The organism is Epilithonimonas mollis (assembly GCF_900142325.1).
Taxonomy (GTDB): domain Bacteria; phylum Bacteroidota; class Bacteroidia; order Flavobacteriales; family Weeksellaceae; genus Epilithonimonas; species Epilithonimonas mollis.
The window spans coordinates 1,028,207-1,053,515 of record NZ_FRAM01000002.1 but is presented as its reverse complement, the minus strand read 5'-3'; the positions used below and the strand labels follow the sequence as shown (position 1 = coordinate 1,053,515).

General features: G+C 35.2%; 21 protein-coding genes and 1 tRNA gene. 10 read left to right on the top strand and 12 right to left on the bottom strand.

The genetic code is table 11. The annotated features are described in order from the left end of the window. The first annotated feature begins 177 nt into the window (after window positions 1-177). The 3 genes from BUA97_RS12315 (at window position 178) to BUA97_RS12305 (ending at window position 8,572) form a co-directional block, all read left to right on the top strand. The gene (locus BUA97_RS12315) at window positions 178-4,332 is read left to right on the top strand and encodes a glycosyl hydrolase (RefSeq protein WP_084081322.1); all 4,155 of its coding nucleotides are present in this window, start codon (window positions 178-180) and stop codon (window positions 4,330-4,332) included. A gap of 183 nt (window positions 4,333-4,515) precedes the next feature. Continuing rightward, the gene (locus BUA97_RS12310) at window positions 4,516-5,733 is read left to right on the top strand and encodes an IS4 family transposase (RefSeq protein WP_072998492.1); all 1,218 of its coding nucleotides are present in this window, start codon (window positions 4,516-4,518) and stop codon (window positions 5,731-5,733) included. 1,027 nt (window positions 5,734-6,760) lie between these two features. Next, a complete protein-coding gene (locus BUA97_RS12305) occupies window positions 6,761-8,572 on the top strand; it encodes a helix-turn-helix and ligand-binding sensor domain-containing protein (protein WP_175546199.1) in 1,812 nt (603 codons plus the stop codon). A gap of 742 nt (window positions 8,573-9,314) precedes the next feature. On the opposite strand, the gene BUA97_RS12300 is transcribed toward BUA97_RS12305, so the two are convergent. Further along, window positions 9,315-10,208, bottom strand: a complete 894-nt coding sequence (locus tag BUA97_RS12300; protein WP_221405658.1) for a hypothetical protein — start codon at window positions 10,206-10,208, stop codon at window positions 9,315-9,317. Between the two features lie 97 nt (window positions 10,209-10,305). Then, window positions 10,306-10,740, bottom strand: coding sequence for a hypothetical protein (locus tag BUA97_RS12295; protein WP_072998484.1), 435 nt, complete (start codon window positions 10,738-10,740; stop codon window positions 10,306-10,308). A 182-nt stretch (window positions 10,741-10,922) separates the two neighbouring features. Between BUA97_RS12295 and BUA97_RS12290 the strand changes: the two genes are divergently transcribed. Both BUA97_RS12290 and BUA97_RS12285 read left to right on the top strand, forming a co-directional pair. Beyond that, on the top strand, window positions 10,923-11,999 hold the full coding sequence (locus tag BUA97_RS12290; protein ID WP_072998482.1) for a sensor histidine kinase: 1,077 nt from the start codon (window positions 10,923-10,925) through the stop codon (window positions 11,997-11,999). Continuing rightward, the gene (locus BUA97_RS12285; protein ID WP_072998479.1) at window positions 11,996-12,706 is read left to right on the top strand and encodes a LytR/AlgR family response regulator transcription factor; all 711 of its coding nucleotides are present in this window, start codon (window positions 11,996-11,998) and stop codon (window positions 12,704-12,706) included. The genes BUA97_RS12290 and BUA97_RS12285 overlap by 4 nt, the downstream gene beginning before the upstream one ends. A 377-nt stretch (window positions 12,707-13,083) precedes the next feature. On the opposite strand, the gene BUA97_RS17340 is transcribed toward BUA97_RS12285, so the two are convergent. The 7 genes from BUA97_RS17340 to crcB all read right to left on the bottom strand — a co-directional run bounded on the left by BUA97_RS17340 (window position 13,084) and on the right by crcB (window position 19,085). Beyond that, on the bottom strand, window positions 13,084-13,155 hold the full coding sequence (locus tag BUA97_RS17340; RefSeq protein WP_072998658.1) for a hypothetical protein: 72 nt from the start codon (window positions 13,153-13,155) through the stop codon (window positions 13,084-13,086). A 1,048-nt stretch (window positions 13,156-14,203) separates the two neighbouring features. After that, window positions 14,204-15,163 (bottom strand): alpha/beta hydrolase family protein, encoded by a 960-nt coding sequence (locus BUA97_RS12270; protein WP_072998474.1) that lies wholly within the window; start codon window positions 15,161-15,163, stop codon window positions 14,204-14,206. A 213-nt stretch (window positions 15,164-15,376) separates the two neighbouring features. Beyond that, the gene (locus BUA97_RS12265; protein ID WP_072998472.1) at window positions 15,377-16,291 is read right to left on the bottom strand and encodes a helix-turn-helix domain-containing protein; all 915 of its coding nucleotides are present in this window, start codon (window positions 16,289-16,291) and stop codon (window positions 15,377-15,379) included. A gap of 44 nt (window positions 16,292-16,335) precedes the next feature. After that, window positions 16,336-16,551 carry a hypothetical protein gene (locus tag BUA97_RS12260; RefSeq protein ID WP_072998469.1) on the bottom strand — a complete coding sequence of 72 codons (216 nt, stop codon included), beginning with the start codon at window positions 16,549-16,551 and terminating at the stop codon, window positions 16,336-16,338. A gap of 491 nt (window positions 16,552-17,042) precedes the next feature. Continuing rightward, a complete protein-coding gene (locus BUA97_RS12255) occupies window positions 17,043-18,269 on the bottom strand; it encodes a site-specific integrase (protein ID WP_072998467.1) in 1,227 nt (408 codons plus the stop codon). 252 nt (window positions 18,270-18,521) lie between these two features. Continuing rightward, a tRNA-Ser gene (locus BUA97_RS12250) sits at window positions 18,522-18,609 on the bottom strand. A gap of 110 nt (window positions 18,610-18,719) precedes the next feature. Further along, window positions 18,720-19,085: a fluoride efflux transporter CrcB gene (gene crcB, locus BUA97_RS12245; protein WP_072998465.1), complete on the bottom strand. Its 366-nt coding sequence runs from the start codon at window positions 19,083-19,085 to the stop codon at window positions 18,720-18,722. A gap of 170 nt (window positions 19,086-19,255) precedes the next feature. On the opposite strand from crcB, the gene BUA97_RS12240 reads away from it, so the two are divergent. The 4 genes from BUA97_RS12240 to BUA97_RS12225 all read left to right on the top strand — a co-directional run bounded on the left by BUA97_RS12240 (window position 19,256) and on the right by BUA97_RS12225 (window position 22,816). Continuing rightward, window positions 19,256-20,770 carry an acyl-CoA dehydrogenase family protein gene (locus BUA97_RS12240; RefSeq protein ID WP_072998463.1) on the top strand — a complete coding sequence of 505 codons (1,515 nt, stop codon included), beginning with the start codon at window positions 19,256-19,258 and terminating at the stop codon, window positions 20,768-20,770. Between the two features lie 307 nt (window positions 20,771-21,077). Further along, window positions 21,078-21,500, top strand: coding sequence for a cold-shock protein (locus tag BUA97_RS12235; RefSeq protein WP_072998461.1), 423 nt, complete (start codon window positions 21,078-21,080; stop codon window positions 21,498-21,500). A 78-nt stretch (window positions 21,501-21,578) separates the two neighbouring features. Then, a complete protein-coding gene (locus tag BUA97_RS12230; protein WP_072998459.1) occupies window positions 21,579-22,559 on the top strand; it encodes a catalase family protein in 981 nt (326 codons plus the stop codon). Beyond that, the gene (locus BUA97_RS12225) at window positions 22,556-22,816 is read left to right on the top strand and encodes a SemiSWEET transporter (protein ID WP_072998456.1); all 261 of its coding nucleotides are present in this window, start codon (window positions 22,556-22,558) and stop codon (window positions 22,814-22,816) included. The genes BUA97_RS12230 and BUA97_RS12225 overlap by 4 nt, the downstream gene beginning before the upstream one ends. On the opposite strand, the gene pdeM is transcribed toward BUA97_RS12225, so the two are convergent. From pdeM to BUA97_RS12210, 3 genes are read right to left on the bottom strand one after another with little or no spacing between them, the layout of a single operon-like run. Then, window positions 22,813-23,457, bottom strand: coding sequence for a ligase-associated DNA damage response endonuclease PdeM (pdeM, locus tag BUA97_RS12220; RefSeq protein ID WP_072998453.1), 645 nt, complete (start codon window positions 23,455-23,457; stop codon window positions 22,813-22,815). The genes BUA97_RS12225 and pdeM overlap by 4 nt on opposite strands. Next, a complete protein-coding gene (locus BUA97_RS12215; RefSeq protein WP_072998451.1) occupies window positions 23,457-24,335 on the bottom strand; it encodes a hypothetical protein in 879 nt (292 codons plus the stop codon). Before BUA97_RS12215 ends, pdeM begins: the two co-directional genes overlap by 1 nt. A gap of 43 nt (window positions 24,336-24,378) precedes the next feature. Beyond that, on the bottom strand, window positions 24,379-24,681 hold the full coding sequence (locus tag BUA97_RS12210; RefSeq protein WP_072998449.1) for a hypothetical protein: 303 nt from the start codon (window positions 24,679-24,681) through the stop codon (window positions 24,379-24,381). Between the two features lie 199 nt (window positions 24,682-24,880). On the opposite strand from BUA97_RS12210, the gene BUA97_RS12205 reads away from it, so the two are divergent. Then, window positions 24,881-25,096 (top strand): hypothetical protein, encoded by a 216-nt coding sequence (locus BUA97_RS12205; protein WP_072998447.1) that lies wholly within the window; start codon window positions 24,881-24,883, stop codon window positions 25,094-25,096. Window positions 25,097-25,309 lie beyond the last annotated feature (213 nt).

Here is a 25,309-nt window from a genome sequence, read left to right as displayed (position 1 = left end):
TTTTATTATTAAGAGATGATAATGTAATTGCATGTAAATCTCACTTATACTTTTCAGAAATAACATTGTTGACTTATAAAATTATGTGGCAATTGCCTATATCATTTTGATTTGCCAATCTGAACCTTATCAACAAGAAGTTTAAACCAAATCTGAAAAACAACAATTCTAAATATTATGATTAATAATTCTAAAAGAAAAATAAAGTATTTCTGTACTTTGTTTTCAATGGTCTTTGCAATACAAACCTCTGCTCAGTTCACACCTGTAGGCAGTGGCAGCTATACGTATGTTTTCCCTGGGAATGATTCTGCAGGACGAAACTCTTTCCCTGCTGGGTCTCCACTGGTAAGTGGGAATGCGAGCGGAAAAGCCGTCCCAACAAATGACTGGTGGTCTAATAAGCTGATTCAGAATCATGTTAATAATTTATATAATTATCCATTAGCTCTGAGGACCGTTAATCAAGGTCTTGTAATTAGCTATATTGTTCCAGTATCAACCGCAAACGGAAGTAGTGAACCAATGGATCCTTTTCTACCAATTACTGTAGGTGTGTCTGGCTTAGATGCTGCGAAAGCAACTGTATCTGATTATTCTGACTGGATAGTTACCATGAATTGGACCAATGGATCGAATAAATTCGAAGCAACTGCTGGAATAGCAATGCCTTTTATCTATTTTACAAAAAACACCAATGATGTTGCAGAAATAAAAGTAACCGAAGGCACTGTAACTGTAAGCAATGAAATGCTCATTATCAAAGATGCCCACCAAGGCTCCGACTTCGCTGTCTATGCGCCTGTTGGCAGTACTTGGATCAAAAATGACAAAACGTATACCTCTACTCTTAATGGGAAAAATTACTGGTCTATCGGTTATATCGCTCCATCAGCTACCAACGTTGAGACGACCGCAAATGAATATAAAAAATATGCTTACGTTTTTCCCACCAATACGGAAAGCTCCTGGAACTATGATGAAAACAGTTCTAAACTAACAACAACATTTACTGTAACACCAGATATCAAAGAAGGTGCGGGGACAAATGTTCTATTAGGATTACTTCCGCATCAGTGGTCACATTTAGCAACAAGTTCACCTCAACCAAATGGTTATAAATACAGTTCTATACGAGGTGAAATCAAAACACTTGACAGTAACATCTTTGTCGTCGAAAACACATTCAAAGGCGTTTTACCAACCCTTCCCTATTTAGATAACTACAGCTCCGGATTTGACCCTGCTCTTCTAAAAAACAAAATTGCCCAAATCGAAAACGACGCGCTGAGCGATTGGACAGATTCTTATAATGAAGGACAAGTGATGAACAGGCTAATTCAGACAGCAAGAATTGCACATGAGATGGGTGATGCAGAAGCAACAAATAAAATTGTTAAAACTATTAAAGAACGCCTCGAAGATTGGTTAAAAGCAGAATCAGGCGAAGTTGCATTTTTGTTTTATTACAACGATACTTGGTCTACTCTGCTTGGATATCCTGCAGGACATGGGCAAGATAGTAATATAAACGATCATCATTTCCATTGGGGATATTTTATCCACGCTGCTGCTTTTATGGAGCAATTTGAGCCAGGCTGGGCAAATAAGTTTGGAGATATGATCAATTTATTAATTCGAGACGCCGCGTCAACGGATAGAAATGATGCAATGTTTCCCTATCTCAGAAACTTTAGTCCCTATGCAGGGCACAGCTGGGCAAACGGTTTCGCCACTTTTCCTTTTGGGAATGATCAGGAGTCTACGTCTGAGAGTATGCAATTTGCTTCTTCTCTTATCCACTGGGGAACGATTACTAATAATACCGCGATAAAAAATCTTGGAATATATATATATACTACAGAACAAACCGCAATAGAAGAATATTGGTTTGATATAAATAAGCGAACTTTTAAACCCGGATATGGATTTAGCCTGGCGTCAAGAATATGGGGAAACGGATATGATAATCAGACATTTTGGACGTCTGATATTGCTGCAGCTTATGGAATAGAAATGTATCCAATCCATGGCGGATCCTTATATTTAGGGCATCATCCGGAATATGTTGAGTCATTGTGGAACGAGATCACAAGTAAAACCGGAATTTTAAGTAATCAAGCCAACGATAACCTATGGCACGATGTATACTGGCAATATTTGTCATTTATAGATCCGTCTGCCGCTATCAATTTATACAATTCTTATCCTCAAAGAAATTTGAAATTCGGAATTTCCGATGCTCAGACTTATCATTGGCTGCACTCTATGAATGTCTTGGGTCGTGTTAATACAAATATTACTGCTAACTATCCCATTGCAGCTTCATTTACGACCAACGGCATTACCACCTATGTAGCGCATAATTATGGCAATAATCCCATTACAGTCAAGTTTTCTGATGGATATAATCTTGCTGTACCGGCTCATAAATTGGCAACCAGCAGGGATGTAAATGCCAGTGGAGTCTTATCGGCTAATTTTTATGAGGCTTTTCCTAAAGGCAGTGTCGATCTGACAGCAATAGTTACAGGAAATCAAGTTACCAAGGTGCAGTTCTTTGATGGCAATGCATCAATTGGAGAAGATACTGTTGCTCCTTATGAAATATCAGCAGGTAATTTAGCATTGGGAATTCATAATATGTACGCAAAAGTATTCATAGCAGATCAATTTAATGTTACGAATATTATTTCAATACAAGTTGGCGAGCAGTTACCTTATTCGGGAACTCCGTTTAAAATTCCTGGTACTATAGAAGCGGGCAATTATGACAAATTTGAAGGTGGTAAAGGTCAAAATATCTCTTATTATGATTCTTCACAAAATAATCAAGGCGATTACAGGAAAGATGAAGATGTTGATGCTTTAACCGACGTTCAGGAAGGTTCTACAGTACAATGGATAACAGCAGGAGAATGGTTGGAGTACAGCATTGATGTCCAAAACAACGGTTTGTATGATGCTGTTCTAAGATATGCGTCTGGAAATACAGCAGGAGGAGGTCCTTTACATTTTGAAATAGACGGCATAACGATTAGCACTGATGTAAGTATGCCTTATACTGGAAATTGGACAACCTGGGCAGACAAAGTAGTAGCGGGTATTCCTTTAACAAAAGGAAAACATACCTTACGATTAGCTATCACTAATGGCGAATTCAATTTAGGAAGAATTACCTTCAGCTATAAAGATCCTCTCAACTATGTACCGCCAATAGCTAATGCCGGAGAGAATATCTCTGTTTTGCTACCAGCTACAACAGCTGTATTAGATGGTTCATTGAGTAATCATCCGGATAATATACCATTAACCTTTGTATGGAAACAAATTTTGGGACCATCTACTGCGGTAATTGATAATTATGGATCAATTTCTCCAAATATATCAAACCTGAAAGAGGGAATTTATAAATTCAAATTAACTGTTAATGACGGTACTTACACCGCAACAGATGAAGTCCTTGTAATAGTTTCATATACTGGCAATATAGACCCATATGTTTCTATTACCAATCCGGCAGAAGGCGCTGCTTATACAAAAGGGCAGGTAGTTATTATTACAGCGTCTGCAAATGATTTAGACGGCTCCATTAGTTCGGTAGAGTTTTTTGAAGGATCCAACAAAATTGGAGAAGCAATAACTTCGCCTTATATATTGCACTGGACTCCTCAAAACGCAGGTAGTTTTACCCTCACAGCCGTTGCTACTGATAATCTAAATAGTAAAACAACTTCCGAACCGATAACTATATCAGTTTCCGATGTACTCTCCTGCTCAGAAACATCCAACGCGGCAGATCAAGGAAGTTTTTCCACAGGCTATAAATTTAAATTTGAAACAGTGGGAACGAATGTCACAATTACCTGTGAGTTATTAGATTCCGATAAACAAGGTGTGGTCGCATTCCTTTGGAAACAGTCCCCTTTCTCAGAGTCATCAATGACTAATGTGTCTGGATTAACCTTCTCGAAAACCCTTACCGGACAGTCAGTCGGTTCTACTATTAATTGTGCGGTGAAATTTGCATATGCTGGCGGAATGTCCGTTACCAAATATTTTTCTTATGTGGTTGGAACTAACTGCCCTCCTCTAGCAATAGATGATAGTACTATAAATAATTCACTTGTAGTTTACCCAAATCCGGCATCCGATATAATCAAAATATCCAGTAAATTGCCTATAAATAAAATACAAGTATATTCTTTATCCGGCAAAATAATTTTGGAGACTCAGAAAGAAATTTCTGTTAAAAATCTACCAACCGGAATGTATTTACTTAAAATTTACTCAGGCAATCAAATAGTTACGAAAAAACTGCTAGTCAAATAGTTAATCACTTTTTAATTCAAAACAAAACAGTCCTTTTGTAAGTAGTCATGGTCGGAAGATTTTTCTTCCGACTTTTTTATTTTTTTATTCTATGAAAAAGTAATTTAATTATTTGATTATCAGTTGTTTAAATTGTATTTTAGAATTTATTTTCTTATCTTTATAGCTGATAATCAATTATTTATGTCAGTTTTTAAAGATCACAAAATATCTCTTAAAGATGTTTTAGAATTTATTCCCGAAGCGCTTTTAACTCATCTCTCGGCCAGCACCAAAGTAGATCATTACAGCAAGGTTCTGCACGGCAAAAAAATGTTTTACCTGCTTTTGTTTTGCATCTTTGATAACGAAAAATTAAGCCAGAGAACCTTGGAAGATACTTTTAACAGCAGCGGATTCAAAGCATTGTTTGGATTGGGAGAAGAGGAAAAAGTACGCAGAAGTTCAATTTCAGAGCGTCTTTCAAGAATTGATTCTAATTATTTTAAAGAAATTTATGAGCAGATGTATGAACGATTTTCAAGTCTTTATGACAAATCTGAAATCGAAAAATATAATCTCATCAGAGTGGACAGCACAATCGTTGCCGATACCTGCTGTAAGCTCAAAGAAGGAATCGACCAGAAAAGTGGAAAAAAACTGGTGAAATTCAGTTTTTCTTTTGATGGAATTTTACCATCGGCAGTAGAGATTTTTACAGGACAAAAATACTCGGCAGAAGACAATGCGCTCGCTGCGGCTGTTCTCAGCCAGGTAAAAAAAGAAGAGCACCACGATAATATTTACGTCATAGACAGAGGGCTGCAGTCTACAAGAACGATGAAAGATTTTGAAGAAAAGAATTTGAAATTTATTATTCGTTCCAAAGAAAACAGAAAATTTGAAGAGACTGAGTCTTTTCTTGAAACAGAAAACCCTCTGAAATGGGATGATTGGGAAGTCATTAAAGACAGTAAAGTGAAGCTGTACACCGGAAAACCCATCCAAAACAAACGTGGAAATACCCATCATCGGGAAGAAAAAGTGCAGACAGACTTTCGATTGGTGGTCATTAAAAACGAGAAAACCTGTAAGGAATTTTGGTTTATAACCAACGAGTTTGAACTCTCTGCCAAAGAAATATCGGACTATTACCGTAAAAGATGGGATATTGAAGTGTTCTTCAGGTTTATGAAACAAGAGCTGAATTTAAGCCATCTGGTATCGCTGAATAAAAACGGAATTCAAGTAATGATCTACATGACAATGATTGCTTCTATGCTGCTCTTGATTTACAAAAAAGCAAATAATGTAGGCTACAAAACCGCAAAAAGACGTATTACAATGGAGCTTCGAGATATGATTACTGCAATTTTAATCATTTTTGCAGGAGGTGATCCTGCCAAGGTTTTCAAAACATAAAAAAATAGTCGGAATTTCTTCCGACCATGACTACTTTTGTAAGGACTGTTTTATTTTGTAAATTGCTCATTGATGATATCTAAAATATAGTTAGAATTAAAATCAACAATTAGTATATTACTTTTTAGTTTATAGTTTATTATTGATGAAATCACACCTTATTCTCATAATGCTGTTTTTCAATGCATTATATATAGCTCAAGACATTCAGAATAAAGGAATGCCTTTCCTAAAAACCTATTTTCCCAATGATTATGGGAATCAGGGCAAAATATGGGAAATTCACTCTGCAGAGAGTGGGCTTGTTTATATGGCCTCAGATGGCGGACTTCTGGAATTTGATGGGCAAAAGTGGAATAGATTACGAGATTATAAAGGACACACACGTTCTCTTCATATCTCAAATGATTCCACTATTTACATCGGTGCAGATATGGATTTCGGAGTATGGAAAAAAAATAAATCACGGAAGTTTTGTTACAAGTCTCTTTATCCTTTTCACACAAAAATTGGGGATACTAATGAAGAATTTTGGGGAACATATGAGATCCGGAATAAGATCATTTTTATATCTCATCAAAATATTTATACTTTTTACAAAAATAGGATTTCAAAAATCTCTGCTCCATTCAGGTTTGTAGAAAGCTTTGAGGCAAACGGTAGAATTTTTGTAACAGACGAGAAAAATGGCTTTTATGAATATAATGGAAACAGTCTAAATTTTTTATTTTCCTATCCAAATAATACATCATTCGATATTTCCGGAGTTTTTTTGAATAAGAATTTATTTTATATCATAACAAAAAATCAGGGCATCTATGATTTTTCATCAGGCAAACTCACTTTTTTACAGTCCGAAATATCATCTGAAATTATTAAAAACAAAGTATTCTGTTTTACCAATATTGAAAACAAGTACATGGCTTTCGGGACAATTCTCAATGGAGTGTACATCACCGATCTGAAAGGGAACCTCATTCAACACTTTAATAAAAATAAAGGATTTTCAAACAATACAGTTCTTAGCATGTTTTATCAGAAAAACGGTAAACTTTGGTTAGGTTTGGATTATGGTCTTGCAATGATAGATATCAAAAGCAACATTACTTATTTTCAAGGAACAGGTAACAACTTCGGTACCGGGTATGCTGCAATTATAAAAGATGATCTTTTTTACTTAGGAACCAATCAAGGTCTTTATATCGCAAAGTGGGATGATCTAGGTAACAGTGGAGATAATAATCTTTTTCGTATGGTTAGCGGATCTGAGGGTCAAGTTTGGACATTGCAAAATATTAACGATAAAATCATATGTGGACACGACAAAGGCCTGTATGAAGTAGAAGGAGAAAAAATCTCCAAAATCCATTCGGAACCTGGAATCACCTGTATGCTTAAATATACAGAAAATTTACTTTTGGCAGGCAGTTACAATGGAATTTCGATATTCGGAGAAAAATCAGGTTCATGGGAGTTTGTGAAAAAAATGAAAACAATTCAAGGCGCTGTAAGCCAAATTGTAAAAGAGAATGATGTATTTTATTGGGTCAATATTCCTAATTATGGCTTTATTAGATTTACCATCAATTCAGATTTAGATCCAAAAAACAGAAGTTTTTATAACCAGAACGACTTCAACGGTCGCTTCTTATCGCTTTACAAAAATAAGGATAGACTAGGTTTGATAACTGATTCGTTTACGTATTCTTTTAGTCCTGAATATGAGATTTTCACAAGGAAAAGCTATCATCCTCAACATTTTATACAAAATATTTACTCCGGATTTTTTCTACCCATTGTCTTGAATGATGAATACGGATTTTATTCTATAAATAATGGCTTTGCTTTAGAAAAATTTGACAGAAGCAGACAAAATAAGCAGCTCTATTCTAAGCTTATTTTTCGAAAAATGACAGCTTTCAATAACGATAATTCTTTGGATTTTTTTGAGGACCAAGAGCTTATTTATAAATTTAACAATATTAGATTAAATTTTATTTTTCCTAATGAGGATGACATAAAATATCAATATTTCCTGGATGGCTTCTCAAAAAAATGGAGTAATGTCAGCAGCAAGACTTCTGCTGAGTTTCTTGATTTAAAAGAGGGTGATTATACATTTATCGTCAGAGCACAAAAAAACAGCCAGCACATAGCAACGAAAAAATTTAACTTTAAAATTTCTCCACCTTGGTATAGGACCTTATGGGGTTATCTGTCATATATATTTAGTGTAGGACTACTTATTTATTTAGTAAAAAATCATCTTAACAAAAAATTGAAAAAGGAAAAGTCCGAACTTTATAAAAAGCAAAAAGAATCATTAGAAAAACAGGCGGAGCAGCATCGGCAGGAAATGATGCTTGAAAGACAAAAGCAGTTGGAATACGAGAAAGAAAAACTAAGGGAAGAGATGCGAATCAAAACAATAGAACTCGCAGTAAAAGCTAAGGAAGGCGAAGATAAAAGCAGAATACTGCAAATGATTCGCGAAAAAATATCCGAAGCTGAAAATAATCCAAACATCTCTAAGGCAAGACTTACAGAAATTCGGCAAATGCTAAAGCATTACCTTGTAATTGAGGATCATACTTTTGAGATCCAAATGGATGAACTACATCAGGATTTTTTCAAAGCCATTAAGAAAAAATTTCCAAATCTTTCAATCTATGAATTACGCCTGTGCGTTTTTCTTAAAATTGGATTAAGCTCAAAAGAAATTGCAGATATTCTTCAAGTTTTGCCCTCCAGCATCAATGTGAGTCGTTCCAGATTAAGAAAAAAACTTAAATTAGAATCAGAAGATGACTTATATGAATTTCTGAATAAATTCCAATAATTAAGACTTAAACTTTATGACTATAATCTGAATGCGATATTTGAACAGTCAATTGCTCTTTAATTGGGGTCAGATAAATTAATCATCAATATGATGTTGTAAGATTTGCTCATCTTTTTTCTAAAACAGAATAAGTTTATGGCTACATTTATTCAATTGTACTCGTATCTTATAGTTTACTACCTAGAATCAACATGTCCTCACTTTCTTATCCAGAATCTTAGCATAATGTTGAGTTGTTTCTATATGCATGTGACCAATCATTTTACTTACACTTTCACTTGGCTTAATCCTTTAAAAAAAGTAACAGTAGTGCCAAACGGATCTCTTGCGATATGAAACCTTAAATCTATATTATACTTTAGACGCTCGCAATTTCTTTGAGATAAGAATTCATTTCTGATTGCTGAGAAAAGGAAAGAAGACATCTGAATTAACGAACTGCGGATGGTTTTCATTTTTTAAAACCACCTCCTGCGCCCAGGGCAATAACGGCACTCTGGCTGAAGTATTGATCTTTTGACGATGGATAAAAATCCATTGATCGCCCTCAATTCCGATATTGATGTTAAATTTGACAATTGTTTGGCATCCTTATAGGCCTCCGGTATAGTAACTGAAGAGAAAAACATCCCGAACTTGGTTCAATCGATCTGATGCAAATTTCTTTTCATAAATCATCTGTTTTGGTGCAGATGGGACCATTTATTTTAGAGTTTATCATTAGTTAGTTAGTCCACATTTATCGTGCTGCTGCTTCTCTGACAAATGGATTGAAAGACAGACCGACACCTACATACAATGCTGTTTGTGGTTTTGCCCGGAAAATGTAGGAATCGTAGGATTCAGATTTCTCGAATACCCTGCTCCTCATCATACTTTTTGCTCCGCTCTTTACTGTTGCAACAAAAGAACTCCCGAGATATTGTTCATAGATCAATCCTGAATTGATGTCTAACTGCCGGAATTCATATTTGTTATTCTTATTTTCGATATTATAAAGATAGAATGATGTCACATCCAGTTCACTCCCGATGGATATCCTTCCGTTTTCAGCAATACTTTTTCTCAGGTAAACACTTCTTGGTAAAATAACGTTCGCTATAAAACCATTTTTGAATTTATGCTCATAAGTAAATGTTGGAATAACAGGAGTCTTGACGCTTGGATCTATAGCAACAAAAAGCCCAACGGACATTTTGGTTTTTGCATTTGCCTTCAGAACCATCGTGGCGGTCGCTATTCCTCGAAGTCTTTCAAAGTGCTGTTCGCTCCCGTCCAGGGAAGCGCTGGCCGAGTAGATCACCATTTTCCTAAATAATTTTGAAAAATAAGTAAAAGTCAAACTCTCAGAATGATAATGATAATCTTCTTTGCTGTCGAACAATGCACCTGCAGGATTATTCATTTCCGTCTCTGCCGAAATATACCGATAATTAAGGTTAGTGCTTACGACCCATTTTTGTTTGGTAATTAAATTGATGTTGGCACTCATTTTTGCACGGTGGAAATTTTTAACTTTTCCTTCCGGTAATTCCTTACCTCTTAATTTGGAAGAAAAAATATAAGGTAAAACCTGATTATATTCTATATTCAGTACACGTGTAATTGGAAATTTTTCTGCAATGTAGGCCATCGTTTTGACGGAGGTGCTGTCCTTTATCTGCGAAAAATAAAATTGCCCGCTTATTGCTGTCGCTAAAAAAAAGAATTTTGTATTCAAAGTGTAATTGTTATTTTATGATTTTGACCTGGGATCGTAAAAAGTCGAGGCTGAATATTTTATCATAGATTTTATCCAGCGATTTATCTTCAATCCTATTGATGAATGATCTCAATTCCCCGGAAGTACAGCTGCTGATCTCGACAAGCCACAACTCGTGTAGACCTTCTTGGTTTTTAATGTTAATCAGATTAGCATTGGAATCGTTTGAATTTGCTGAAGATCGCTTTGTATGATCACAAAATATAACTCCTTTATTTACACCGGAGTGTCTAATGATACTGATATGATGCAGCATCCAGTTAATGACTTCAATGGATGGATCATAGGATTGTATAAAACGGCTTAGATCTGAGATCTTTGTGATCAACTCTTCCCGGCATTCAGCTGAGAGACAGGAATTCTCAATCTCTTCTACAATTTTTAGAAAACTTTCAACCTTCATAGATCATGATTTAAGAAGCAAAAGAAGGGATTTTGAATTGTGATCTTTATTTTTTTATACCAAACACCATTGAAACTCTACCAAAATCCCGGTTAACTTTTTAGTCGTCAAAAACAGTTGTTTCGTATAAATTTTAGAAAAATCTTTTATAATGATCTATTTTTGTAATGAAGACATTTAAAATGGAAACGTACAGTGATAATAAGAACAGTGGCATTATTAACTTTTTAGTCAATGCCCGATACCGTTTTCTCAGGCATAGTCTGCTTTTACTATGGCTGTTTTCTTTATTGGCCAACGTAAACTTTACTTCTGATTTCACATCCAATTCAAGATATTTTCTGTTCACAGCGGTTTTTCTGACGTTCGTAACAATGATTTACCTCAATATGTATATAATTGTGCCTTTGTTTTTTTTCAAAGGAAAGTACTTTGCCTATTTTTTGGCTGTGCTTATGCTTTGTATCCTTGGTCTCGTTTTTCTTATTTTTATTATTGGAAATCTATTCGCTGATTATCATATTAATAATAATTACCAACCGTTCGGGATCAATGAATATTTTGGGAGCATCAATTTCGTTATTCTTTTTATATTATTAACGACAACTATAAAATTGCTGCAAAGATGGATTGTGGACAGTACAAGAATGTCAGAATTAAAAACCCTGACTATGAAACTGGAACTGAATGAGCTGAAAAACCAGATCACCCCTCATTTCCTGTTCAATATGCTCAATAACATAAAAGCACTGATCAGAAATAATCCTTTGAAAGCAACGGATATCATTGTACGACTATCAGACCTGCTAAGGTACCAGCTGTATGAGAGCGGCAATAATAAAGTCAGGCTGACTTCAGAAATCAACTTTATAACTAATTTTCTGAGTCTTGAAAAAATAAGAAGGGACCAATTTGATTTTCAGATAGTAACGAACCGCGAATTGCCGGAATTGACAACAGTCGTAATACCTCCTAACCTCTTTATGCCATTCGTAGAAAATGCAATCAAGCACAGTGAAGAAACCACAGAAAATGAGAGCAGAATCAGTATCAGATTTTTCATTACTGAAAAAGAAATATCTTTTTCGTGCATCAATTCCGTACCTTTAGAAAAAGAAGAGATTCAAAATCTTTATGGAGGCCTCGGACTGAAAAATATTACCCGAAGATTACAGCTTTTATATAATGAAGATGAATATAAACTGGATACTTCAACAACAGCAAAATGGTATTCCGTTAGCTTAAAAATCCCCATATGAACTGTATTATTATAGACGATGAACCTTTGGCAAGAGAGGAATTGCATTCGATGCTTGCAGAGATTTCGGGTCCTACTGTCATCGGAAGCTTTTCAAATGCATTGCCTGCAGAACAATTTCTTTCTGAACATGAAGTAGACATTGTATTCCTTGATATACAAATGCCTAAAATGACAGGTCTGCAGTTTATTGAAAAGATATCTAAAAGTAGCCTGGTTATTTTTACAACGGCATATCCTCAATATGCGCTCGAAAGCTATGAACTGGATGCTATCGATTATCTTCTGAAACCCTTTAATAATGAAAGGCTGCAAAAAGCAGTTGAAAAAGCCCAACATTACAGCGATCTTTTATCAGCCAATAAAGAAAACAGGGTTGAAAAAAGCACCTTGGAATTCCTGATCGTAAGGTCTGAGAAGAAATTCTACAAAGTGAATTTTGCAGACATCAAATATATTGAAGGTCTAAAAGATTATGTCATCATCCATACCAAATCACAGAAGATCATAGCCTCGATGAACCTTAAGACCATTCATCAGAAAATTCCTTTATCAAACTTTATCAGAGTCAGCAAGTCGTATGTAATTAATTCGGATCATATTATTTCATTCGACAGCTATTCTATAAGTTTTGATGACAAGGCGGTTCCGATCGGCGAAATCTATAAAGAAAACTTTATGAAAACTTTTACAAATGGATTGTTATAAGCATTAAAATTTCGATCTTAATGGATTCGTACCTGCATCTATTCCAAAACATGCAAAAGACTTAACCAAAGGAAACATGCTACGGAAGATAGGAGAACAGATGACTGGAATGACATCTAATTTACAGCCCTGATAAGCTGTTGAGCATTATATTTAAAAGAATCCGGAAAATCTTTACTTAAAGGTCTACTACGCAGTTTTCGACAATTGAACCTCATTGAGACCATTGCTGACTCCTATCAGTATTCGATCAGATACAAACCAGAGTTTATTTAATTTAGCTGCTTCTGTGATCTTTAAAAACTTCTATATTATTGGTAATCCATAACCATAGTAGCGTTACCTGTATCAGTAGACTTTTTCCCAAGGCAGTCAGATTATAATCCAGGATAAACAGTTCTTGCGACAAGACCATCTCTTTCGAGTTTGCGGAGACATTTAGTCAACATTTTCTGACTGATTCCATTATTAAAAACATTTATGTTAAATCTATATTAAAAAAATCGGCAACATAACCTGCACATTTTATATTTTTCAGGTTTTTGTAAAAATTGGAATTGACAGTTTGAATTTTAAATTTGTGAATAGTGTAATATAAATTACTGTAATGGGAAAAACTATAATGGCAAAGTGAACCAAACATTGAGCCATCTCCAAACTCACTGTCAACACCGATAAAAAACTCCATGATTTTTGATGATATCGGCACAGATATAAAGGCCAAGGCCTAAAAAATTTTTGACCCTGATAATCTGTCCCGTAATACCTTTCAAACAGTCTGGACAATTTCTCTTTAGGGAACAATAACTATTTAGATAGTTTTGTCCCTAGCCTAATTAATTTACCTAGTTTCTTCAAGTTATTTCTATATATGCTAAAAAATGAGTTAAGAAAAACCCAGTTGAGTACAGTTTGAGTAGAACAGAATGATCGAGAAATTATCTTTAAACGTAGACTTTAGGACAATCATCCTCCATCTCCAAAAAATAAGGACGATATCTTCAAATTATAGAACCCCTCTTTTTTGCATTTTATGTTTTCCGCAGCAACAATGCTCCGTTGCTAAAAGCTTCCCGCGATATCCATTCATGGGCAAGTCTTACGGACTGATATGGAAAACCGAATATGACCTCGCATTTGCCTTAAAATCCTCCGGCTTGTCCAGAATCATATTTTGCATTTTAAAGATTTACTTGTTGTTTTAAATCGGCAATTTTACTGTTATATTCCGATAAACTTTTGTTTGTTGCAAAATTTTCCGGAGCATACGGTATTGATATCGATGGCTTTTTCGCATTTTAATCTGGATTGTCAAATTCTAAATCTATAAAGTTCAATTGCTCACGGATTTCAGACAGGGTGCATGTTATTTCTGTGTTCAAATCTATATTATTATTATTTTAGTATTCGGTTTTTAAAACTAAAAAAGGGTATGCTACAGAGTTTAAAGAAGTCTGTACCATACCAGCAGTTATTAAATGATTTAAGCGTAAAGCCTTATGATTTAATGTCTATCCGTGCTTTTGTATTAGGATTGTTTTCAAAATCTTTTTGTAATTGTTTCCAGCTGTCGTCATTTGGATCCATTGCAGAACAGATATACGCTAAAATAGATTCACATACGAATGCAACAAGTTCCGGGCTTTCATCTGAAGTTTCAGCAACATCCCATCCAGAAACACCACCGTAGATATGTTCAGCACCAAATACAGTCAGCAGACTTGAAGGTGCAGAACTGTCATAATACGCATCGGCACGCCAGTTTTCAACATTAGAAAAATTGAGGTTAATGTCTTTGTCACCATTGATTACAAGTGTGGGTAGTGACATCGTTTTGTAATTGATGCCTTTTAAGATAGGATAATTGGTAGTGGCGAAATCGCCGTTAAGACCTTCAGGGCTACCGGGTGCTCCAATCATTACTATGGCTTTCAACCTTGGCTCGGTCAAACTTATTGTTTCTCCGGTTAAATTGTCGGTGACTTCCGCACCTGCAAGCATCCCGGTTGTAAGCGCACCCAGCGAATGCCCGATAGCGGAAACTTGTGATTTGTCGGCACGGTTTTCCAAACCTGGAATTGTGGCTAAGATTTGATCGATGTTGTCAAGGATAAAATGGACGTCCTTGGCTCTCGATTTCAAAAATAAGCTTCCTTCAGGACCTGTAGTGTCAAGACCCAAGAGTTTGGAATCAAGGTGCGTTGGCTGAATGACAATAAAGCCTTTTGAAGAAAAGAATTCGGTTAATGGTGCCAATCCTCTTAATGAAGAAAGATAAGTGGAGGCGCCATGCCCGTGCGAAAGAATCACAATAGGAAGTTTAGTTCCGTTAACAGGTGCTGAAACCTTTAAATGCATGTCAACTGCTCTGTCAGAAACTGACATTACTAAAGGGCTGTAAGTGATAACAGGATTTGTGCTAAATCCGATAACTGAAATTTGATCTTGGTTTTTCATCGTTTAAAATATTTAAGTTTAACAATACACAAAGGTTGATATATTTCGGCAGTCGCATTTAGCCTAATTGAGGTTTGGCGTAGTCTAAATGAGTCTGGATTTTTAAATAATTTTGATTGATTTTCAGACTATTACAAAAACAAAAGAGAAGCAAACTTCCAACAGGAAATTTGGTTCTCTTTTAACAATTAGTCTTAAAGATTACATTTAAGACTAATTAAATGAATGTCTGAAATCTACCGGCGAAAGTTTAGTTTTTGTTTTAAACAATTTGCTAAATGATTGCGGATGCTCAAAACCCAATTGATATGCAATTTCTGAGATTGATAAATCAGTTGTAGATAATAGTTCCTTGGCCTTTTCAATCAATTTATGGTGTATGTGTTGTTGCGCATTCTGCCCGGTAAGTGAGCGTAGCATATCGCTTAGGTAGCTTGGTGATAAGTTGACAAGTTCTGCAAGATATTGAACAGTAGGAATGCCGTGAGTGGAAGTCTTTTCATTATTAAAATAATCATCTAGTATACCTTCCAGCTTATCGAGCAAACTATTGTTTACAGCTTTTCTTGTAATAAATTGGCGTTTGTAGAAACGGTTGCAATAATTTAGTAATAATTCAACTTGTGAAATAATTACATCCTGACTAAAATCGTCAATACGGCTGTTAAGCTCATCAAGAATAATATCGAAAATGGATAGTATAACAGTCTTTTCCTTATCAGACAAATGCAGGGCCTCATTAGCAGAATACGAAAAATAGCCATAGTCTTTTATCTTTTTTGCCAAAGGGTATGATAAAAGGAAATCGGGATGGATCAACAGTACGTAGCCGGATTTTTTGACTTCATCCGGGCTTTCAAACAGTTGGTTTGGTGCAGTAAAAATTAAACCACCTTCGCTAAAATCATATTGATTCTGACCGTATTTAACTTGGGAAGCGATATTAGTTTTATAGGCAATTTTGTAGTAATTAAGAACCATCATTTCTGGTAGTTCATCCACAATTACATTGACATCATCAAGGTTTATCATGCTTATCATCGGGTGTAATGGCTTTGGCAGTCCAAGAGCCCGATGGAAGTCATTCAGAGAGTCAAATTTTCTATATGTTGGTTCTTCCTTTTTCATTGCTTAAATTTAAATATAATTAATTAGTAATATTCACAGTCAGGCTATTCTTTCTTCAACCACTTTTCAAATAGCTTAGTATAAATTGGCATTATAATATAAGTCATAAGAGGAACCAAAATTGCTAATAACAATAGTGTACGAACTAATAATGGAATTTGAATCAATAAATCATCAAAAAAATAGGATACAATGTTAATTACCGGATAAATTACCAGCCAAGATAAAAATGCTGTTTTGTGTGTTAATGAATTTTTCATTTATTTAAATTTTATACCGCAAATGTCACCAAATGAGATTTGTATTATGAAGTCAATATGAGGGATTTGGTAGCCAAACCGAGGATGATTAAACTATCTTTTTATCTTCATCGGTGTAGCTGAAAATTTTGTTTTTAAAATCCTCATATCCTCACTAACTTTTTATGTAATACTTCAGGGTATAAATATTTCAGTTCAGATAATTGTGAGAAACTTTCTAATCTTTCATCAAATGTTTCGATATTTCTTCGGTTATGGGTATGAGAGCGGAACAGCCAATTAATGACTTACTATTTCAATACTGATTGCCTTGTAATTTTAGAAAGTTAAATTGCGTTGAACATAATCTATAAAAAAAAATTTGATAAAATCGGAGTATGTAACAGATTTTTATTTTGACTTAACCGAAGCAAATCATCATAAAAATATTTGAAGAAACGCTCGTTATGGTCACAATGCGGGGTAAAATTTAATATCTCTTACTATAATGCCTAATTAAAATCACTGCTCTCAAGTTTACATCTTAAAACCGCCATGTCATCACTTACTTTCTTATCCAAAATCTTCGCATAATGCTGAGTAGTCTTAATATTAGTATGGCCAAGCATTTTACTCACACTCTCAATAGGTACACCATTAGACAATGTAACCGTAGTAGCAAACGTATGCCTTGCTATATGGAATGTCAAATCTTTATTGATTCCACAGACACTCGCAATTTCTTTCAGATATGAATTCATTTTTTGATTACTCAGAACAGGGAATAAAACATCTGAATTAACACATTGCGGATGATTCTCATATTTTAAAACCAGTTCCTGAGCCACAGGCAATAACGGAACCCTGGTGGATGTATCGGTCTTTTGACGATGGGTAAAAATCCATTGATCGCCATCAACGCCGATATTGATGTTAGATTTTGACAGTTGTTTAACATCCACGTAGGCCAGGCCTGTGTAGCAGCTGAATAGAAAAATATCCCGAACTTGGTTTAATCGGTCTGATGCAAATTCCTTTTCGTAGATCGTCTGAATTTCCTCTTTGGTAAGATATGGACGTTCCACAGCCTTTATTTTTGCTTTATAGCCTAGAAAAGGGTCTTTTGTGATCCAGCCGTGCGCCATACACAGACGAATGATCTTTTTGAAATTTTTGAGGTATTTCACAGCCGTATTGTTTCCGCATTTTCTTACACTGCGCAGCCAGAAGTCATAATCGCTGACAAAACCGTGATCGATTTGCGTGATATCAATATCAGAGATTTTGTATTTCCAATTAATGAATTCCCGAGTATGCTTTAGAGATGTTTTATAACGCTCCAATGTTCCTGGGGCAAAATCCTGACCGACCAAAGCTTCCACTTTGTCATTATGCTCCTGGAATATCGGAATAAGCATTCTTTTCTCAGTATCCGTTCCAAGCAGTTTAGATTTTAAACTCTCTGCAGTAACAACAACTTCCTCTTTCAGCATCAAGAAGTGGAAATCATATACTTTTTGTTCTAAAGTTTTAAGATAAGAGTTAAGTGCCTTAGCTTCTTGGCTACTACCTACAGCTTTCTGTGCTTTATTATCCCATTTCTTTGGGTCTATATACCTTTTAGCCGCAATCTCTGCTGCTTTGCCGTCTATCGTGATCCGTAAATAGATAGGAGCGGTTCCGTTTGTTCTAATTTTATTCTTTTTGATGTAGAATAACAAGTTAAATGTTTTGTTCATTGTGTGATAACTTTAATTGTTTAATAATTTACTTTTTGTTACCACTTTTTGCAAGATGTTCAATCGTTAGACTGCCTATTGGTCGGGTTTTCCGAAGATTCCAGTGACCTATTTTTGATATTTTTACGATAGGTCACTGAATAGGTCACTTTTAATATGGCCTTTTTTGTTTTTTCTTGACACCTGCGCTAAAACAAAAAACGCTGTAAACATTGATGTTTACAGCGTTTTAGCTTATTTTTGTTTCTAACCTGGCGGAGAGTGAGGGATTCGAACCCCCGGACCTGTTACAGTCAACAGTTTTCAAGACTGCCGCAATCGACCACTCTGCCAACTCTCCTTACCTGTACGATTTCTCGTTTTCAGTGGTGCAAATATAGAAAGCTTTTGCATTATGACCAAATTATTTTAACGAAAAAAATTTAAACTCCTAATTATCAAAATAAAAATTTAGTTTTTAATAATTTGAAAGCCTAAAAAAACCATCATAATTCCGATAATCAGACTCAATAAAGAATACAAAATTAAAATCCCGTAATTGGAATTCTGAAGCAAAGAAAAGTTCTCAGCTGAGAAGGTGGAAAATGTTGTGTAACCGCCACACAAACCTGTAATTAAAAGATATTTCAGAGAGTTATCAACTTTCATAAAATAACCGGACAGGCATCCTATCAGAAAACACCCGGTAATGTTTACCAAAAATGTACCCAACGGAAAAGCATTGATATTCCAAAATTTTTGAGTGTAATTTGAAATTAAAAACCGCAATATACTTCCAACACCGCCACCAAGAAAAATATAAATCAGATTTTTCATTTAGCTAAAATATAAATAAACATCCATTTCTAAAATATCTATGGATTAATAATGTTATATTTGACAGAATATATCAGTGTGGAGCTGTACAATTTCAAATATATTGTTGCCATTCGCTTCACTTATTTTTCTCTTGCAAAAAATGGCTTGCAATATTTATTTTATACTCTATGAATGCATTAGCATTAGACGCTTCAGAAGTTACATATCCAGAATTTCTTAGCCGTTTTAAAGAATCACTTTCGTCACTTTTTCAAAAAGAAAATATTGATCAGCTAAGTCTTTCCAGAGGTTTGCCTCCGAATGTATGGAAAGAAATCATGAATCTAAAACCTTTATCCGTAGCGATCCCCAAAGAATTTGCGGGCAGAGGTGCAAAAGTTAAAGAATGTCTCGGGATTTTATCTGCTGCGGCTTATGAATCGCTCCCTCTTTCATTGACATTTGGAATCAACATCGCATTATTTCTGGAACCGCTTGCCAAATATGGAAATAACATCATAAAAGGTGATATTTTTAAACATTTTCTGGATTTCGGAGCCATGGGAGGTTTGATGATCACCGAACCTGATTTCGGAAGTGATGCTCTCAACATGAAAACCCAGAATGAGCGGAAAAATAACGAATACCATATCAAAGGAACCAAACACTGGCAAGGTCTTACAGGTCTTGCAAATTATTGGCTGATCACTTCCAGAAATATCAATTCTGACGGAAATCTCTCTCGGGATCTGGATTTTTTCGTGGCAGACACACATAACCCTGAACAGAATATCGAAGTTCAGGAATACTATGACAATGCCGGTCTTTACATGATTCCGTACGGTCTCAATAAAATTGACATTACCGTTCCGGAATATAACAAACTGATTCCCGAAACGACCGGTCTGAAAATGATGCTTGACATCCTTCACAGAAGCAGATTCCAGTTTCCTGGAATGGGAATGGGATTTCTGAAAAGAATGATGGACGAAGCAATCACACATTGCAAAGAAAGAATCGTGGGTGCCTCTAATTTGTTTTCTCTGGATCAGGTACAATATCAGCTTGCAAAGCTGCAGTCATTTTTTACGCTTTCTTCTGCAATGTGTGCTAAAAGTACAATTGTTAGCGGCATCGAAAAAGATGTTTCCGGAAGCGGTGTCCATGCCAACAGCATGAAGGCTTTTGTGACCGACATGATGCAGGAAGCTGCTCAGATATTGGTCCAACTGTCGGGTGCGAAAGGTTACAGAATCAGCCATATCGGCGGAAGGGCGATCATGGACAGCCGTCCATTCCAGATATTTGAAGGTTCTAATGAAATGCTTTACACACAGATTTCTGAAGGGATTTTAAAAGACATGAAAAAGAAAAAGACAGAAAATCTTGGAGAATATCTTTTGATCAATGAAATTACCAAAGATGCAGCGAAAGTATATTTTGATGAACTGAATATCACAATCAGCAGCCCAATGTCTCAGCGGAAAATGATTGATCTAGGAAAAATAATATCCAGAATCGTTACGGTTAATGACCTTATTGAATTGAATAATGCAGGTTTTAATCAGGAGCTCACAGATAACTCCATAGAGATTGTGAGACAGGAAATCGTAACACTACTGGCGTCGATGAACCATCACAAAAACATCAGTGCGATCTGTGAAATCAATGAAAATGAAAGCAACTGGATGAATTTTTTCTAAATATTCTGCCCAATAGATAATCCCAATGCCTCTAATTTCAGAGGCATTTATATTTTTCATAAATTTTACGTATATTTGCACTATAATTTATAAACAGTTCTCTGTATCTGCTGATACAATTTTCTCTACTTTGTATCCTCAAGCCACTTCCGGCTTATGTTTTATTGGTAATCTAAATTTCCGGCAGCAGGCACAGAACAACTTTTTAATCTTATAATCGATTTCCTGATTGCCTTTAATAAAAAGGATCCTGAACTTCGATTGACATATTTTCAATACAATAATTTAAAACAACAACAAATAATTTATGGCAGATTCTTTCTCAAAAAAAGAAAACTTCAAGAAAAAACTTCAGAAACAAAAAGAAAAAGCACTACGTCGTGAAGATCGTAAAACCAACAACGAAAAAGGAAAGGAAATAGAATTCATGTACGTCGATGCTTTCGGGAGGCTAACGTCTACACCGCCGGATGAAAAGGTGGAAGTAGACTTGGAAAATATCCAGCTGGGTGCTGCACCAATCGAGGCAGAGGAAACAGTTAAAAAAGGAATTGTAACTTTCGTGAGTGATAAAGGTTATGGTTTCATCACGGAGGACAATAATAAGGAAAATGTCTTTTTCCACAGCAATAACTGTGATCAGCTGCTGAAGAAAGGGAACAAGGTTTCTTTCGAAAAAGAAAGGTCTCCGAAAGGTTTTTCTGCTGTCAATATCACATTGATCAAGTAATTATTTAACTTCAGTTAAAAATATATAAGCTCCGTCCGGGGCTTATTTTTTTGGCTTCATTTTAGTTGGATAAATTTTATGGCCTCCAAAATAAAATACAATCCAAGCTTCGATTTTTTAAGCGACAAAGAGTTAAATCTGTTGCAAAAACTCTGCGATTCCATTAAAAATTTTGTTTCAGATTCAAAAAAAATCAATCATATAAGTTACAGAACAAGAGATGCACATGCGACCTCCTACTCTACACTTAAGGGAACTTTATCCGTTAACAATAACTTTGAGGAAACAGATATTTTTACGACTAAAGAACTGGACTGCATTATCAGAATCTCGAATGCACATATGAAAATTGTTTCGCAAAAGAGGAGCATACCAGCTTATGGATTCTCGGTCAAGATTTTTGATGACAAAACAACTTTTGCCAATTTTCCTTTGGTTAATTTTCCATTATTTCCGGTCAATAATGTTTCCCGTTTTTTAAAACTATTCATTGCGATCAATCGTTTTTTCTCAGGGAATTTTCTACAAAAATGCCGGAACCTGGCACAGATTTTTAAAAGCTTTATCTTGATTTCACCTTCATTTTTCCGCCCTTCTTTTATATATGAAGTTTTGAAATTTCTGAAAAAAAGCAGAAATTTCATCCTATCTTTCGATTACCATTCGATTGGTGTTTACAGATTGGGAAATCATCTTGTAAAGCTGAAACTGGTCCCGAAAAAAGTTACGACAAAAAGTAATCAAGAGAGCATCGACAACTCGATAGAGAAATATATTGAGAATAATGACTATGAACTGGATCTGTTTGTTCAATATTGCTACAACTTAAAAAAGCAACCTGTCAATCAACTGGATAAGACCTGGAAAAAATCAGAATTCATTTCCATCGGAACTATTAAAATCAACGGAACTATTGATAAAAACGACAAATCTGTCGAGCAAATGTCATTTAATCCATTTGAGAATATTCAGGAATTACAACCGGTTGGAAGAATTCAGAAATTGAGGAATGATGCTTACAAAACTTCTTATAAAATCAGAAAAAACAATAAATTATGAATGAAGAATTACTAGGTCTGATCGCAGGAGCACTGACATCCGTGGCAATGATGCCTCAACTGATAAAAGTTTTGAAAGAGAAAAATGCAGAGGACATTTCCCTCGTAATGCTTCTGATTCTTATTTCAGGACTTTCATTATGGGTGTGGTACGGCTTTATAAAGGATGAACTCCCGATTATTCTCTCTAATGCTTTCGCTGTATTGGTGAATATCACATTATTGATCTGCTGCTTTATTTTTAAAAACAAAGCCTAAATCTCATAGATATCAGCATCTGTAAATACATAAAACCTTCCTTTTTTAGGCAGATTTTTTGTATCGAGACCGGTAAACTCGCTGAAAGCCGGAAGCAGAAGCTGGTTTTCCGACACCGAAAAACAAGGCAATTTAATTTTTTTGACAGAAGAATCAATTACAAAACCGGGATGGATATGTCCTGTGATCTGGAATCTTTTATTAGTTTTCTGAAAATCATGGAAAAAAGCAAAGTCATCGATTTCCAGGCGGTCGGATTTAAAATCAAGACACAACTTGGCTTCCAGGGCTTTCGAAATTCTGTCGTGATTGCCTTCTATCAAATAAAATTCTACTCCCGGAAAATTATTTTTCCATTCGCAGAACCGATCAACATCCGAGTTATCTCCGGCATGAAGCAGATCTCCGACTACAATAAATTTTTGGGGTTCAAAATATTCCATCAGAATAGACAACCGCTGCAGATCACTTTCAAAAATATGATCAGATAATGCAATACCGTTTTTCCGGAAATGTGCTGTTTTTCCAACATGAAGATCAGACAAAATAAGTGCATTTTCCCTTTTCCAAAACATGGCTCTCTGGTTGGTAAGTACAAATATTTCGTCCTGTATCGTTAAATTTTTCGTTGCGATTTTCATCAAAAATTCTCCTGTTTCTGATTCAATTTCAATTCGTACAGGTTTCCGGTTTGCTTTTTTCCGCCTTCATCGGTAATGAGAATCGTATTTTCATCCCTGAAGCATAGTCCTTCTTTTTGTGTATGATGATTCAGTTCTGTTTTTTCCACCTTTCCGGAGAAAAAATTATCACCTTTCCACCGGGTAAAAATCCAGACTTTATCTGAGCTCAGTATCGCAACTTTATCCTTATTGGGGCTTATATCTGCACTCGTTACAGCACAGTGATTGAACTGATCACAGGTCACAAAACTTCCGATTTTTTTAGCCACCAATTTCTGATTTGGAGTATTATCTACTTCATAAAGAACGGTGGTTCCGTCAAATTTTGAGCTCCTGTTTTTAGTGAAAAGATAAAACTTGTTATTATAAATAAAAAAAGATTCCACATCGAATATCCGGTCTTTCTTCTTTGGCGGAAATTCGGTTTGTTCCGGATAATAAAACCGAATGATCGATTCTGCCTTGGCCTCATCTTTATCAAGATCCGATGCTTTTATCTTGTAAATGGCAAGATCCTGCCTGTCATTATCATTATTGCCAAAGTCGCCGATATAGATATTGCCTTCGTCGTCAGAGCTAAGATCTTCCCAGTCTCTATTTTCTACATTGGTAATCCTGATTTTCCTGATCAGTTCGCTTTTTTCGTTGAAGCCGAAAAGCAAATTTTCATTATGACTGTCTTCGATAGTCCATATCAAAGGGGATTTGCTGGAAATTTCGCAGGCGGATGCTTCTTTGATCTCATCCGGAAGTTTGGCGATGATTTTAAAATTATCCTGCGTCTGGGAACATGAAAGCCCAATTGATAAAAACGCAAACAGCTGAAGTAGTTTCATAGGTGAAATTTAAAACATGATAAGTTATAATCGGATAAAGTAATTATTTTACACTTTTCACCCTTATCATACCTTTGTTTTCGTGATACATCATACACATAATTTTACCGTCTCTTTCAGCACATTCTTTGGTGTAAACAAAAACGAGTGATACTTTTTCACCGTCTTTTTTATCAGTCAAAATATCAGAGTTACAAACCAAATAATCCTGATTATCTCCAACTCTGAGGTAAGTTCCTGTACAGTCTCTTACAATTGTTCCGGTTTGTTTACTATCGTTAACGCTGGCGCAGGAAAACAATAATGTTGCGAAAATCATTAAAGATAAAATGTGTGATACTTTCATAGATTTTTATTTATTTCAAAAATACGATTTTAAATTTTTCGTAGCTAAAGCCTTTACAATAATATTACCAGTTTTTATTAATATTGATAAGAACAATTATAATGTCCTCTAATACTCTAAATATCATTAACAAGAAACTGAAAAATCAATCTGAGGAATTCTGGAAAACAAAACAGAAAACACTTGGCAAGAACATAATATGAATTACCAACTTACGGAACAACAAAAATGCGAACTTGATGCAATGAAAAATTTGATGAATAAAGACTTTATGTCTATTGAAGATGTTTTGGCCGAAATGAAAGCAAATATGACTTATAAAATCATACCCAATGCAAACGCCAACAGAGACATTTCAAACTCCTTTGAATATTATCAAAAGATTGCAGGAAGGAAAATTGCAGAATTTCTTTAGAGATTTTAAAAACGCGATAAGTAAATTAAAAAAGTAGCTCATTTCCGAAAAATCCACAAAGATTTCCATCGCCTTCCATTCAAAATATTTCCTTATATCACTTTATAAAATAGACAAAGAAAACGAAATCATCAGCATCTATAGAGTATTCCATACTTCACAAAACCACGCAAAATATCCATCAAAAAAGCGAAAGAATAATCTTTCGCTCTT

What these genes read in the sequence shown, in the direction of transcription:
- BUA97_RS12315 (WP_084081322.1), top strand. Translation starts at nt 178, where the DNA reads ATGATTAATAATTCTAAAAGAAAAATAAAGTATTTCTGTACTTTGTTT.
- BUA97_RS12310 (WP_072998492.1), top strand. Translation starts at nt 4,516, where the DNA reads ATGTCAGTTTTTAAAGATCACAAAATATCTCTTAAAGATGTTTTAGAA.
- BUA97_RS12305 (WP_175546199.1), top strand. Translation starts at nt 6,761, where the DNA reads ATGTTTTATCAGAAAAACGGTAAACTTTGGTTAGGTTTGGATTATGGT.
- BUA97_RS12300 (WP_221405658.1), bottom strand. Translation starts at nt 10,208, where the DNA reads ATGGCCTACATTGCAGAAAAATTTCCAATTACACGTGTACTGAATATA.
- BUA97_RS12295 (WP_072998484.1), bottom strand. Translation starts at nt 10,740, where the DNA reads ATGAAGGTTGAAAGTTTTCTAAAAATTGTAGAAGAGATTGAGAATTCC.
- BUA97_RS12290 (WP_072998482.1), top strand. Translation starts at nt 10,923, where the DNA reads ATGGAAACGTACAGTGATAATAAGAACAGTGGCATTATTAACTTTTTA.
- BUA97_RS12285 (WP_072998479.1), top strand. Translation starts at nt 11,996, where the DNA reads ATGAACTGTATTATTATAGACGATGAACCTTTGGCAAGAGAGGAATTG.
- BUA97_RS12270 (WP_072998474.1), bottom strand. Translation starts at nt 15,163, where the DNA reads ATGAAAAACCAAGATCAAATTTCAGTTATCGGATTTAGCACAAATCCT.
- BUA97_RS12265 (WP_072998472.1), bottom strand. Translation starts at nt 16,291, where the DNA reads ATGAAAAAGGAAGAACCAACATATAGAAAATTTGACTCTCTGAATGAC.
- BUA97_RS12260 (WP_072998469.1), bottom strand. Translation starts at nt 16,551, where the DNA reads ATGAAAAATTCATTAACACACAAAACAGCATTTTTATCTTGGCTGGTA.
- BUA97_RS12255 (WP_072998467.1), bottom strand. Translation starts at nt 18,269, where the DNA reads ATGAACAAAACATTTAACTTGTTATTCTACATCAAAAAGAATAAAATT.
- crcB (WP_072998465.1), bottom strand. Translation starts at nt 19,085, where the DNA reads ATGAAAAATCTGATTTATATTTTTCTTGGTGGCGGTGTTGGAAGTATA.
- BUA97_RS12240 (WP_072998463.1), top strand. Translation starts at nt 19,256, where the DNA reads ATGAATGCATTAGCATTAGACGCTTCAGAAGTTACATATCCAGAATTT.
- BUA97_RS12235 (WP_072998461.1), top strand. Translation starts at nt 21,078, where the DNA reads ATGGCAGATTCTTTCTCAAAAAAAGAAAACTTCAAGAAAAAACTTCAG.
- BUA97_RS12230 (WP_072998459.1), top strand. Translation starts at nt 21,579, where the DNA reads ATGGCCTCCAAAATAAAATACAATCCAAGCTTCGATTTTTTAAGCGAC.
- BUA97_RS12225 (WP_072998456.1), top strand. Translation starts at nt 22,556, where the DNA reads ATGAATGAAGAATTACTAGGTCTGATCGCAGGAGCACTGACATCCGTG.
- pdeM (WP_072998453.1), bottom strand. Translation starts at nt 23,457, where the DNA reads ATGAAAATCGCAACGAAAAATTTAACGATACAGGACGAAATATTTGTA.
- BUA97_RS12215 (WP_072998451.1), bottom strand. Translation starts at nt 24,335, where the DNA reads ATGAAACTACTTCAGCTGTTTGCGTTTTTATCAATTGGGCTTTCATGT.
- BUA97_RS12210 (WP_072998449.1), bottom strand. Translation starts at nt 24,681, where the DNA reads ATGAAAGTATCACACATTTTATCTTTAATGATTTTCGCAACATTATTG.
- BUA97_RS12205 (WP_072998447.1), top strand. Translation starts at nt 24,881, where the DNA reads ATGAATTACCAACTTACGGAACAACAAAAATGCGAACTTGATGCAATG.